Origin of the sequence: Roseateles sp., from assembly GCF_036404855.1 — a bacterium.
GTDB lineage: Bacteria > Pseudomonadota > Gammaproteobacteria > Burkholderiales > Burkholderiaceae_C > Pelomonas.
Map to the genome: position 1 here is coordinate 1 of NZ_DASWYS010000322.1, position 12,631 is coordinate 12,631.

Genomic DNA, 12,631 nt, shown 5'->3' on the forward strand with positions numbered 1-12,631 from the left:
ACCAGGTCGCCACGCCGACGCTGAGCGCTGACGGCACCACGCTGACCGCCGTCGTGACGGTGTACTCCAACTACACCACCGGCTCGCAAATCGTGCTGGGCGGTGGCGGCCCCGTGGCAGTTACCAAGGTCGGCACGACCCTGGGCGCTCCCGCTCTGTCGACTGACGGCTGCAGCGACGCTGTCGCTTCGGTCAACGTGACGGCCAAGCTGACCAACGCCGCTGGCACCGAGTTCGATTCCAACTTCAATCTGGCTCCGCTGCTGAACACGACCCCCATCGTGCAATCGCGTCGTGCCATCGAAGTGCTGGCTCTGAGCTCGTCCGCTTTCCCGCGCACGACCGCTGCTGCCGCCGACACCGACATCGAGCAATCGAAGGTTGACGTGCTGACCCCGTCGCTGGGCAAGAACTTCACGAACACCCCGGTCGACGTCACGAATAGCACCGTGGCGATCAACCTGGGTCAAGTCATCGTGCGTGACCGTGCTGTCCTGTTCGACCTGAACGGCGCGAACCCCTACAGCGTGGACACGGCCGGCTTCGGCACCACGGTCAACACCAACGTCGGTATCGTCGAAGCCAACGGCCTCACCTTCAAGGTGGCCGGCAAGTTCGCCACCGGCGGTACGGTGACCGTTCGTTCCAACTCGATCGCTGCTGGCGGCAACACGGTGGTTGGCGCTCTGGTCCCGTCGACGGTCACGTTCAACGCCGATCGTTCTGAAGCCACGGTGACCGTCGCCGCTGCCGACCTGACCGATGCCCTGTTCACGAAGGACGTCAACGGCCCCACGCCGTCGGCACGTCGCCTGAACATCGTCTACACGGTGACGGGTACGGCTGTGGTTCCGGTTGCTCAGTTCAAGGTCACGAGCGGCCAGCTGAACAAGTACGCTGCCTCGAAGGAAGCCCCGAACGTTGCTTGCCCTGGCAACATCTACAACCTGGTCGCCAATGGCGTCCAAGTTGACGTTCGCAACTACGTGCCGGCCGCTGCTGCCGTGCCGTCGGGCGGCTGGAAGAGCATCGTCCGCATCATCAACACGGACGAAGGCCAGTCGGCTGACGTGCTGGGCACGGTGCTGCACCGCAATGGCGACCTGGGTGCCTCGGCCCTGCTGGTCACGCTGAAGCCGCGTGAAGTGGTTTACATGCAAAGCGCCGACATCGACGCCAAGCTGAACGCCGCTGCCACCGCAACGGCCACCAGCTTCGGCGCCGACGACACCGGCTCCAACGCCCGCCTGCGCCTGACCGCAGCGACCTCGTCGATCCGCGTGCAGAACTACCTGTTCAACCCGGTCAACGGCAACTTCATCGAAGGTTCGTCGGCTCAAGGCGACGAAGGCCCGGCACTGGCCGTGCGTGATTCGGTGAACAAGTAATCTCTCGGGATTGCATACGGAACGGAGGGCTTCGGCCCTCCGTTTTTTTTCGTCTGCGCTTTGTGAGCTGCCGGCCTAAACAGACAGGCCCCTGCACCCTTCTACGGGCCAGGGGCCTGTCTGCCAATAAACCTCTGGCGCTTACTGGATCAGCAGATCCGTGAATCGCCCGCTGATACCCACGCGCTGCCAAACCGCATCAAAGGCAATTGCCGACACCGGCACCGGCCCCTCATCCAGTTCAAGGTCGTGGAAGTGCGTATAGCCGGCCTGCAGCACGGCCTGCTTCAGGGCCTCGTAGGAGCCGCTGCGCTGCATGCCATACGGCCAGAACTCGATCACCAGCGGCGGACGTCCCTTCAGGGTGTGGGCAGCGCCCTGCAGCACATAGCCCTCGAAGCCCTGCGTGTCCATCCAGATCAGGCGACCTGTCCCATCCCCATCGAGCTGGCTGTCCAGGCTCTCGCAGGGCACTGTGATGCGCTCCCGGCGGGCCTCGTCGAACTGGCCATCCTGCGCGCCCATGCTGATGCGGTGATCGCCATAGTTGTCCTTGGACAGCTCGAAGACCAACTGCTCGCCGTCTCGCGCACCCAAGGCCAGGTTGCGCGCCGTGATGCGCGACGCCAAGCCGTTCAGGTGGATGTTCGCAGCCAGCAGCGAGAAGTTGAAAGGCTCGGGCTCAAAGGCCAGCGCCCGCTCGAACAGGCCGCGCTTCACTGCCGCGATGCAGATGCAGCCAATGTTGGCGCCGATGTCCAGCAACAGCCGGGGCTGAAACGACGGTCCCAGCAGACGCATCACTTTCTGCAGCTTCTCGAAGTCGAACTGCCCGTTCACGTACAGCTCGCGCGCAATGGCACGATCATTCGACGACACCAGGTACGTCTCCTGCCCCCGATGGCTGACCAGCACGGTGCCAGCGGGTGCCGCGTCGAAGACGGCCATGCGCCAGGACGCGCTGCGCTGCAGACCGGCCCAATGCAAGGCACGCGCCAAGCCTGTCGCTGCCACTCGCAAGGTCTTGCGCATCAGGCGCCGTGGCCCGGCGCCGGTCGATGGGGGAGCCGAAGAACTGGGGGCAGAGGTCATGCGATGGGGAGAGCCGGAGTACGAAGCAACGCGCGATTCTAGGAAGCCCCCGACGGAGACAGAAGGCGGCGCGTCACACCCCTATGATCCGGCTCGCGACTTCTTCCATCTCCCGTATTCATGCGCCTTGGTGAACTGCTGATCGAACGCGGCCTGCTTGATGCGGCAGGCCTTGAACAGGCGCTGCGCCAGCAAACCACCAGCGCGGCCGGTCAACGGCTGGGTGCCGTCCTTGTGCGGCTGGGCCTGGTCTCGGAACCCAGCCTGTATGCCGCGCTGTCGCATCAATTGGGGTTGCCGCTCTGGGATGCCAAGGAGCAGCCAGAGTGGCTGGAACAGGCCTTGCTGCCTGCTGCTGCGGCCTCGCAACTGCCGGCAGCCCTGGCACGCCGCTGGAGCGCGTTCACGGTGCCGGCAGACGGTGCACTACGCCTGGTCGCTCGCGACCCACTGCTGCCCGAGTTGCAGGAATTTGCCCAGAGCCTCGCAGGCTCGCGCGCCCTGCACCCCTGCCTGGCGCAAAGCGCCGACATGGCCCGCGCGTTGGCCCAGATCCACAACGACGCGGCGCCGGCCACCGCCACGGCGTCGAACGACCTGCGCCAGCTCGCGCAGGACGCCCCCATCGTCGAGTTCGTCGCCACCATGCTGTCCCGCGGCACGGACCAGCATGCCTCGGACATCCACATCGAGCCGGCGGAAGGCACCTTCCATGTGCGCTACCGCGTAGATGGTCAGTTGCGTGCCACCGAGACCCATGCTCGCGAACGCTTCGATGCCGTCGTGAGCCGCATCAAGCTGGTCAGCGGGCTGGACATTGCCGAGCGGCGCCTGCCGCAGGACGGGCGCTTCTCGACGCGCGCCGCAGGCATCGAGACCGAAGTCCGCGTCTCGGTGATTCCTTCGGTCCATGGTGAATCGGTGGTCATGCGCCTGCTGCCCAAGACGGCCCACCGGCGTTTCCGGCTGGATGCCCTGGGCTTCGAGCCCGATCACCTCGCCGCCCTGCAGGCCTCGCTGGCCGAGCCGGACGGCATCATCCTGGTGACCGGTCCGACCGGCTCCGGCAAGAGCACGACGCTGTATGCGGCGCTCGCCGCGACGGACACGGCCACGACGCGGGTGCTGACGGTGGAGGACCCGGTGGAATACCAGCTGCCGGGCATCACGCAGTTCCAGGTCCAGTCGGACATCGGTTTCACCTTCCCGGCGGCGCTGCGGGCCATCCTGCGGCACGACCCCGACACGGTGATGATCGGCGAGATCCGCGACCCGGAGACGGCCGGCATCGCCATCCAGGCCTCGCTGACCGGACACAAGGTGCTGTCCACCTTGCACACCAACGATGCCCCGTCGGCCTTCGTGCGCCTGATCGACATCGGCGTGGAGCCGTTTCTGCTGGCAGCCAGCGTGCGCACGGTGATTGCACAACGGCTGATTCGCCGGTTGTGCCCGCACTGCGCCGCGCCCCTGGCCCTGGAGTCCCTGCCCGCGAGCGTGCGCAAGCAGGCTGCGGCTCTGGGCCTTGCCGCGACGGATTACGCCGGCCGCGACCCCCGCGGCTGCACCGAGTGCGACGACACGGGCTACCGCGGCCGGACCGGTGTGCATGAAGTGCTGGCCGTGACGCCGACGCTGCGGGCCGCGCTGTCGGGCGGGCGCATTTCTGACCATGAGGTCAGGCAGCACGCACAGCCGGGCTTCCGGAGTCTGTCTCAGGACGCGCTGCTACGATTCTGGCGCGGCCTGACCAGCGTCGCCGAGGTGATGGCGCTGGCCAGCGGCCATGCCGACCTTCACGAAACGGCCTGACCACGCCCTCTTTCCGCTGCCACGCGCAGCCCATTCCGCTATCTCATGCATCGCCATCTCTTGCCCCTTGCGCTGGCCGGCCTGGCCACCGCACTCTGCAGCTCCAGCACATTGGCCCAAGCCCCCGCTGTCGCAACAGCAGCCTCCGCACCCGCTGCCGTCGAGCAGCAGGAGTGGCAACTTCGGCGCCAGCACTTCCAGCAAACCCTCAAGCAACTGCAGGACAACGACGCACTGGCCCGCCGCGAGTTCGAGCGACAGGTGCGCGCGTTCGAGCGGCGTCCCTTCTCATTGACCCCGCTGGAGGCCATGGACTACATCGGGGCAGTCTTCGTGCCGCAAGCCGGCGTCGAGAAGCTGCTGCCGCTGGTGGCAGCACAGGCCGCGCTGGGTCTCTACGATGTCTCGCGGTTCGGCAGCACGCTGGGCGAGGCACAGCTGATGGAGATCGAGGGCTTCCTGCGCCTGCCCCTGACCTGGGGCGGCCCCGCCCAGACGGCGCAGTCGCGCGCCTTCCTGCGTGATCACCCCGAACGCGCCGCGGAGCTCGTGCAGGAGGGGCTGAAGCTCGCCAACGGCGAACGCATCGGGCCGGCCTATGAAGCGCACTGGGTTCGCGCGCTGGGCCGCTGTGCCCCTGAGATCGCCGCCAACTGCCCCCAACCGCGCGACCTGCCCGTCGCGGAGTGGGACGATGTCTGGGACAAGGTCAAGCAGCGCGTGACCGCCTACTACCGGGTCGAGCCGAACGCGACGCCAGCGGCGGCGGCCCCGGCCCCGGCCGCCAGCGCGCCTGCATCTGTGGCGCGCTGACCGGGCAGCTCAGCGCCGCTGCGCTGGGGCGTATTCGGGGAGCCATTGCTTCAATAGCGCCCGCAATTCCGAATCCCCCAGTGCGGGCTCGGCCGTCGCGCCCTGCGCCGGCAACCACTGCACGATGACGGCACCGGTCGCCGCATCGCCCGCCGCTCCGAGCTGGGCCAGCCGCAGAGCGGCAAAGGGGGTGGCCAGTGTCCGGTCGCCATCGGCCAGCAACTCCTCGTAGAGCTTCTCGCCCGGCCGCAAGCCGGTGAACTCGACGCGGATCTGATGCAGGGAATGTCCGGTGAGCCGGATCATGTCCCGCGCCAGATCGACGATCTTCACCGGCTCGCCCATGTCCAGCACGAACACCTGCCCGCTTTCGCCGATGGCCGCGGCCTGCACCACCAGCCGCGCGGCCTCGGGAATGGTCATGAAATAGCGCGTGATGTCGGGATGGGTCACGGTGACCGGCCCGCCGCGCGCGATCTGCTCCTTGAACTTCGGGATCACGCTCCCGCTGCTGCCCAGCACGTTGCCGAAGCGCACGGCCATGAACTTGGTCGAACCGCCCTGCCCGGCCATGTGGCTCACGACCAGTTCCGCGGCCCGCTTGGTCGCGCCCATCACGTTGGTGGGGTTGACCGCCTTGTCGGTGCTGATGAGCACAAAGCGCTCTGCGCCGCTTTCCGCCGCTGCCAGGCAGGCGTGATAGGTCCCCAGCGTGTTGTTGCGCAGCGCAGCCCAGGCGTTCTCTTCCTCCATCAACGGCACATGCTTGTAGGCCGCGGCGTGAAAGACGATCTGCGGCCGGTACTTGCGAAAGACGAAGCGCAATTGCTGCAAGTCCTTCACGTCACCAATCAGCCGCACCAGCGGCAGGTGGGGGAACTTCTCGCCGAGCTCCTGCTCGATGGTGTAGAGCGCCAGCTCACTGAGCTCGTACAGCACGATCTTTGAGGGCCCATAACGCGCCACCTGCCGGCACAGTTCCGACCCGATGGAACCGCCTGCACCCGTGATCAGCACGACCTTGCCGTTCAGGCATTCGCGGATGCCGCCCTCGTCGAGTTCGACCGGCTCACGGCCCAGCAGGTCCTCGGGCTCGATGTCACGCACCTGGTTCACGCTACGACCCGACAGCAGTTCGTCGCTGCTGGGCACGGTCAGCACGGGCAGGCCGGCCTGTCCGGCCAGCTCCAGCGCACGGCGGCGTGCGGCGGCCGATGCCGAGGGCATGGCCACGATCACGTGCGTGATGCCGTGGACCAGGGCCTGCTCCCGCGCCTGCGTCAGGGGCCCCAGCACCGGCACGCCGGCAACGCGCCCCCCCTGCTTGGCGGGAGCGTCGTCCAGGAACCCGACGACGGCCCAGCCCTGGCTGTGCTGGATGCCGGCCACCAGCAGCCGGCCGGCATCACCCGCACCCATGATGAGCGCCCGGCGCTGTTCCTGCGCACTGCCGCTGATGCGCCCGCGCATGTGCTCGTAGGTCATGCGGTAGCTCAGCCGCATCATGGCCAGCAGCATCAGCGTGAACAGGGGGTGCAGTGCCAGCACTGCGCGCGGCACGCCATGCAGGTGCAGCATCAGCACGCCGGTGGCGCAGACGAGCCCTGCCCCCAGGCAGGCCAGCGCCAGCCGCTTGACTTCGCCGAACCCCGAGAAGCGCCAGATACCCTTGGGCACGCGCAAGGCCAGCAGGGCCGCGGCATAGACGACCAGGACCCCCGCCAGGACGGCGCCGTCATAGCCCGGCCGCGCGCTGAACCAGCGCTCGAAGCCGAGCCGGAAGAGATAGGTGAACTGCCAGGACACTGCCACCACGGCGAGGTCCAGCACCAGGCCCAGCCGCTCCCGGTGCGGACGCACGCGGGTGAGCAGCGCATCGAAACGTTGCCAATCCATAGAACGGTGATTGTCGGGGCTCAGCCGTGCAGCACGCGTCCCAACGTGACCCAGATCAGGCGCAGATCGGCCGCCAGGTTGGCACTCGCCGCATAGTCAGCGGAGAGTTTGAGCTTGGCCGGCAGGATGACCTCGCGGTACTCACGCTCGGGGTCGGGGGCGGCCGCGAGCAGTTCGGCCTCATGGCTGAAGGCCAGCGAGGCCGGGTCGGTGATGCCGGGTCGAACAGCCAGCACGCGTTCGCGCATCTCGGCCGGGTAGAGCGCGACGTAGCGGGGCAGCTCGGGCCGTGGACCGACCAGGCTCATCGCGCCGCGCAGCACGTCCCAGAGCTGCGGCAGCTCGTCGAGCTTGGTCCGACGCAGCACATGGCCCGGGCGGGTGATGCGTGGGTCGACGCCCACCGTGATGGCCGCGCCGGGCTCGACCCGCATGGTGCGGAACTTGTGGATGGTGAACGGCACGCCGAAGCGGCCGACACGGGTCTGGCGGAACAGCGCAGGGCCGGGCGAGTCCAGCCGAATCCAAAGCGCCGCCAGCAGCAGCAGCGGCGCGAGCAGCAGCAGGCCCAGGGCCGAGGCCGCGATGTCGAACAGGCGTTTGCCCACGTGCACTCAGGCGCCCAGGAGCCCGCGCACGGCGTCGATGACGCGTTCCACGTCAGCATCGCTCATCGCCGTGTAGAGCGGCAGGCTGAGCGTGCGCTCGAAGACCTTCTGTGACTGCGGAAACTGCTCGGGCGTGAGGCCGTACCGGTCACGCCAGTAGGGGTGCAGGTGCAGGGGCACGTAGTGCACGCTGCAGCCGATGCCCGCAGCGAACAGGCCCTCGATGAAGGCGTCACGCGTGATGCCGGCGTCGTCGGCGAGGCGGATCGCGTAGAGGTGCCAGGCATGCGTGTCGCCCTCGGGCGCGTCAGGAGGCAGGATCAGGGGCAGGTCGGCGAAGGCCTCGTGATAGCGCATCGCGATCTGTTCGCGACGCGCCTGGAAGGCCGGCAGCCGCTTGAGCTGGTGCAGGCCCAGCGCCGCGGCGATGTCGGTCAGGTTGTACTTGAAGCCCGGCGCGACGATCTCGTAGTACCAGCTCGGCACCTTGGCCGTGAAGCGGTCGAAGGCGTCGCGGCTCATGCCATGCAGTCGCATCACGCGGGCGCGCTTGGCCAAGTCGGGGTTGCGCGTGACGAGCATGCCGCCCTCGCCGGTCGTCATGGTCTTGTTGGCGTAGAAGCTGAACACCGTGGCATCGCTGCCCAGCGTGCCGATCAGCTCCTTTTCCAGCGTCGTCGGCAGCGCATGGGCCGCGTCCTCCACGACGCGCAGGCCATGGCGGCGCGCGATGTCGAGGACCGCCAGCATGTCCACTGCCAGGCCGGCGTAGTGGACGGGGAGGATGGCCTTGGTCCGGGGTGTGATCGCGGCCTCGATGGCCGCGATGTCGATGTTCAGCGTGGCAGGGTCGACGTCCACCAGCTTCACGTCGGCGCCGAGATAGCGCACGACCTCGGCCGTGGCCGTGAAGGTGTGGGTGGTCGTGATGACCTCGTCGCCGGGGCCCAGGCCAATGGCTTCCAGCGCCAGGTGCAGGCCGGCGGTGGCCGAGTTGACAGCGATGCATTCGATCTGCGGGTCGCCGAGGAACTCGGCAAACGCCTGCTCGAAGCGCTTGGCCTTGGGGCCGGTCGTGATCCAGCCGGATTTCAGCGTGTCGACGACCTCGGCGATCTCGTCGTCACCGAGTTCCGGCAGGGCAAAGGGGAGGAAGGGCTGGGCGCTCATCGCAGGGATTTTCGGGGATCAGGGGCGGGCGGGTTTCTCGATCATCACGAGGCGGTGCGTGCGCAGCCAGGGGACGAGGTTGAGGACGGCATAGGCGGCGGGCAGCGCCCGGGCCAACGGCGGCGCCAGCGTGACGCGGCGGGCCGTGAAACCGCCCGGCGGGCATCCGGGGAACAGCTCGCGCACTCGCGCCAGCGGCACGCCGCGCACATCGGCGTTGCGCGGGTTGTCGACGGTGAAGTCGTACCAGACGACGGCGCCGCCCGGCTTGAGCCAATGCCACATGGCCTCGGCCAGGCGCTGCTGCAGGGCGTCGTCGAGGATGGACGAGAACACGGTGGACTGCAGCACCAGGTCCTGGCTGGCCGGCGCGACGTCGGCGGTGGACGCGTCACCCGCCAGCAGGCGGACCCCCTCGGGCAGCGCCGCGCGCGCGGCGGCCAGGCGCTCCGGGATCAGCTCGATGCCGGTCAGATGGGCCGGCGCCAGGCCCAGGCGCAGCAGGTCCAGCAGGTTGCCGCCAGCACCGCAGCCGACCTCGGTCGCGCGCCAGTCGGCCGGGCGGCCGGGGCGCCGGGCGAGCTGCCGCAACAGCGCACGTTGGCGCTCCTGCCACATCTGCCAGACCTCGGGGCGCAGCAGGCTGTAGCGGTCGCCCTCGACACGATCCGCGCGGCGGGCGTAGCGCCGGGCGATCTGGTCCAGCTCGCTCACCGCAACGCCTCGATGAAGCGGGCCGCCAGCACCGGGTAGGCGTGGTGTGCCATCGCAAAGGCACGGCCGCGCTGGCCCATCGCCTCGCGCTCGGCGGCCGGCAGCGCGGCGAGCTCCAGCAGCCCCTGGGCGACCGCCTCGGCGTCTTCGGGCGGCACGGTCAGGCCGGCACCGGCCTCGGCCACCGGATCGTTGCCCGCCTCCACCGAATGCAGCACCGCGCGGCCGGCCATCAGGTAGTCGATGAGCTTGTTGGGCGCGATGCCGAAACGATAGATGGGCGTGCGCTGCCAGCCGATGTAGGCGATGTCGAAGCCGGCCAGCAGCGTCGGGATCTGGGCCTTGGGGATGGGAGCAAAGAAGCGGACGTTGCTCAGCCCTTCGGCCTGGGCACGCTCCACCAGACGCAGCGCCTCGTGGCCGCTGCCCACCAGCACGAAGCTGATGGGGTGATCGCGCAGCCTGGCCGCGGCGTCCAGCAGCACGTCCAGCGCATTGGGCAGACCCATGGAGCCCGCATAGCCGACGACGACACGGCCTGCGGCCCGTTCGGCGTCCAGATGCGCCGCCAGTGTTGCGCCCAGCGGCGCGCGGGCTGTCGACGCCTGGCCCTGCCACTCCTCGGGTGCGAAGCCATTGGGCACGATGCGCAGCCGCCGCAGGTCAAGGCCCCGGGAAGCCATGTGCTCGTGCACGCATGGCAGCATGGAGACGACGACATCGGCGTCGCGGTAGGCATCGGCTTCGGCCTTGCCGCACAGCAGCGCGAACGGGTGGCGCGGCGACATGCCCGACAGCTCGATCAGCGACAGCGGCCAGAGGTCATGCACCTCGTAGACCAGTTTTGCCTTCGCGAGCCGGGCCAGCTTCTTCGCGACCCAGATGTCCATCGGATAGGTGCTGGAAGCGATGACGGCGTCGGGCCGCAGCTCGCGCGTCAGCCGCCAGGCGTCGGCGCGCAACTGGCGCAGGAACGACAGGATGTTGCGCAGCCGCCCCACGCCGTTGCCGGCGTAATGCGGCGTGGGCAGCCAGCGGTAGCGGATGCCGTCGATGATCTCCTCGCGCGGCACCCCGGCCATCTCGGGCTGCACGGCCCGCACGTGCGAATAGCTGGCCGCCACGATGGTGACCTCGTGCCCTTGCCGGACCCATTCGCGGGCCAGGTAGTAGGGCCGGAACTCCATGCCGTGGGCGGGCGAGCCGGCGTAGTGATTGACGAGCAGCAGCCTCATAGGCGCCTCCCGGGCGCCCGAAGGCATCGAGGCGCCCCGCCAGGGCGGCGTGAGCAAAGCGGGCGTGGGGACCTCATGACGCCGAAAGCTCCCTGAGCCGCGTGAGGAAGCGCTGCACATGGGGCTCGAACAGCCCATGGGCAGCCACCCAGTCGCGGTTGGCGGCGGCCAGCCGGGCCGTGTCCAGTGCCGCCATGCGGGCGGGCAGGTCGTCCAGCGCCCCCACCGCGTCGGACACGATGAGGCCGCGCGCCGAATCACCGATCAGCTCGCGGTTGGCGGGCAGCTCGGAGAGCAGCGGCACGCAACCATGGGCCATGGCCTCCAGCACCGACACCGACACCGAGTCGCTCTCGGGCAGGCTGAGGAACCAGGTCGAGCGCGCGTAATGGCTGGCCTGGGTGGCCGCGTCCAGACGGCCGACGAAGCTGACCCGCCCGGCCAGGCCGCGCGCGGCGACATCGGCCTCGAGCGCCGTGCGCAGCGACCCATCGTTGGCGACCACCAGGCGGGCCTCCGGCTGGGCCGCGGCAATGCGCGCAAAGGCCTCGATGACAAGTTGCGGTCGGTAAATGGGCTCCAGGCCCCGGTTGGCAAAGCACAGCCAGGGCTGCTTCTTCGCGTTCTGCCGGGGGAGGGCTTCCAGGCCGAAAGGGAAGACCATGACCTCGCCCGCGCCCAGCTCGCGCATGCGCTGGGCCATGTGGACGGAGTCCGACGTCGTGATGGCGCAGCTCTTCAGTGCCTTCTTCGTCAGCCACTTCCAGCTGCCACCGCGGTTGGGCGTGACGAGGATGTCGCTGCCCCAGGCCGAGCCGGCGATCTGCGCGCGCAACCGCCAGCCCAGCTTGGCCGCCCAGGCCAGCGTTCCATGTGACGTGAGGTAGTGGGCGTGCAGCCAGTCAGCATCGGTCTGGGCCAGCCAGGCGCCCACCTTGGGCAGTTGCTTGACCAGTGCGACGTTGCCGCCGCCATGCTCGGGCGCCGTGTTCAACGCCAGGCGCTGGGCATCGGGCAGCAGGCGGTGGAACTCGGGCAGGAAGCCCCGCGACGAGATGGCATGCAGCTGCACGCGCGGCGCCAGCGCCCGGGCCCACTTCAGCAGATGGGGGCTTTCGCCATCGCCGATGAGGACCAGCTTGAGTCCGCCGCCCAGGCCGGGCCGGCCTTTGGGCGCATGCGGTGCGGCGCTCACCGGGGCGCTCCGGCCCAGGCCGCGTAGGCCTCGCGCAACTCGGGGTGGCGACCCAGCAACTCGGCGTCGCGCCTGCGCGTGTCACCCACCTGGCGGGCGGGCTGGCCCGCCATGATGGCGAAGTCCGGCGCCGCACCGCGCAGTTGCGAGTAAGCGCACAGGATGGCGCCCTTGCCCAAGGAACTGCCGGGCTCGATGAGGCTGTGCGGGCCGACAAAGCTGTAGGCGCCCAGGCGCACCGGCGCCTTGAGATAGCCCGGAGGCTCTCCGCCCTGGGTCGCGAAGCGCCGGCCGTTGATGCGCAGCGCGTCGTGCGTGCTGTGGGTCACGATGGAACAGAAGTTGGTGATCTGCACGCCTTCCTCGATGACGAGGCCGGCGCTGGCGTCGATGAAATTGAACTGGCCGATGAAGACGTGGTCCGCGAGCTGCAGGTGCGCCTCACCCTCGATGCAGGTACTTGGCGCGATGCGCGAATGGGGCGCACCTGCCTCGCCGAACAGCATGCGAAAGCCCAGCAGCCGCATCAGGCGGCGGCGGCAGCGATTGAGGAAGACACGCATCATTCCCAGGTCCACAGTGCCCAGAAGAAGTAGCCGAAGTAGAGCAGCATCGCCGCCGACACGCCCCAGCCGGCGCCGGCCAGGCCGCCCAGCTGCAGCCCAACAGCCAGCCCGCCGATGAACATCACCTGCCCCACCAGCGCCA

General features: G+C 68.8%; 11 protein-coding genes. 3 read left to right on the plus strand and 8 right to left on the minus strand.

All coding sequences use genetic code 11. The features are described from left to right. Positions 1-1,388 (plus strand): hypothetical protein (locus VGF12_RS21745; protein WP_331178141.1); only part of this gene is annotated, 1,388 nt, incomplete at its 5' end. A gap of 141 nt (positions 1,389-1,529) precedes the next feature. Here the strand turns inward: VGF12_RS21745 and VGF12_RS21750 are convergent. Beyond that, positions 1,530-2,420 carry an FkbM family methyltransferase gene (locus tag VGF12_RS21750; RefSeq protein WP_331178142.1) on the minus strand — a complete coding sequence of 297 codons (891 nt, stop codon included), beginning with the start codon at positions 2,418-2,420 and terminating at the stop codon, positions 1,530-1,532. A gap of 180 nt (positions 2,421-2,600) precedes the next feature. Between VGF12_RS21750 and VGF12_RS21755 the strand changes: the two genes are divergently transcribed. After that, positions 2,601-4,292 carry a GspE/PulE family protein gene (locus VGF12_RS21755; RefSeq protein WP_331178143.1) on the plus strand — a complete coding sequence of 564 codons (1,692 nt, stop codon included), beginning with the start codon at positions 2,601-2,603 and terminating at the stop codon, positions 4,290-4,292. A 45-nt stretch (positions 4,293-4,337) separates the two neighbouring features. Then, positions 4,338-5,105: a hypothetical protein gene (locus tag VGF12_RS21760; protein WP_331178144.1), complete on the plus strand. Its 768-nt coding sequence runs from the start codon at positions 4,338-4,340 to the stop codon at positions 5,103-5,105. A 9-nt stretch (positions 5,106-5,114) separates the two neighbouring features. On the opposite strand, the gene VGF12_RS21765 is transcribed toward VGF12_RS21760, so the two are convergent. The 7 genes from VGF12_RS21765 to VGF12_RS21795 all read right to left on the minus strand — a co-directional run bounded on the left by VGF12_RS21765 (position 5,115) and on the right by VGF12_RS21795 (position 12,486). Then, positions 5,115-7,001, minus strand: coding sequence for a nucleoside-diphosphate sugar epimerase/dehydratase (locus VGF12_RS21765; protein ID WP_331178145.1), 1,887 nt, complete (start codon positions 6,999-7,001; stop codon positions 5,115-5,117). Positions 7,002-7,021: 20 nt separating this feature from the next. Further along, a complete protein-coding gene (locus VGF12_RS21770) occupies positions 7,022-7,609 on the minus strand; it encodes a sugar transferase (RefSeq protein WP_331178146.1) in 588 nt (195 codons plus the stop codon). A gap of 6 nt (positions 7,610-7,615) precedes the next feature. Continuing rightward, positions 7,616-8,779 (minus strand): DegT/DnrJ/EryC1/StrS family aminotransferase, encoded by a 1,164-nt coding sequence (locus VGF12_RS21775; protein WP_331178147.1) that lies wholly within the window; start codon positions 8,777-8,779, stop codon positions 7,616-7,618. Positions 8,780-8,797: 18 nt separating this feature from the next. Beyond that, positions 8,798-9,493 carry a class I SAM-dependent methyltransferase gene (locus VGF12_RS21780; protein ID WP_331178148.1) on the minus strand — a complete coding sequence of 232 codons (696 nt, stop codon included), beginning with the start codon at positions 9,491-9,493 and terminating at the stop codon, positions 8,798-8,800. Continuing rightward, positions 9,490-10,728: a glycosyltransferase family 4 protein gene (locus tag VGF12_RS21785; protein WP_331178149.1), complete on the minus strand. Its 1,239-nt coding sequence runs from the start codon at positions 10,726-10,728 to the stop codon at positions 9,490-9,492. Before VGF12_RS21785 ends, VGF12_RS21780 begins: the two co-directional genes overlap by 4 nt. 73 nt (positions 10,729-10,801) lie before the next feature. Continuing rightward, positions 10,802-11,923, minus strand: a complete 1,122-nt coding sequence (locus tag VGF12_RS21790) for a glycosyltransferase (protein WP_331178150.1) — start codon at positions 11,921-11,923, stop codon at positions 10,802-10,804. Further along, positions 11,920-12,486, minus strand: coding sequence for an acyltransferase (locus VGF12_RS21795; protein WP_331178151.1), 567 nt, complete (start codon positions 12,484-12,486; stop codon positions 11,920-11,922). The genes VGF12_RS21790 and VGF12_RS21795 overlap by 4 nt, the downstream gene beginning before the upstream one ends. Between the last annotated feature and the right edge of the window lie 145 nt (positions 12,487-12,631).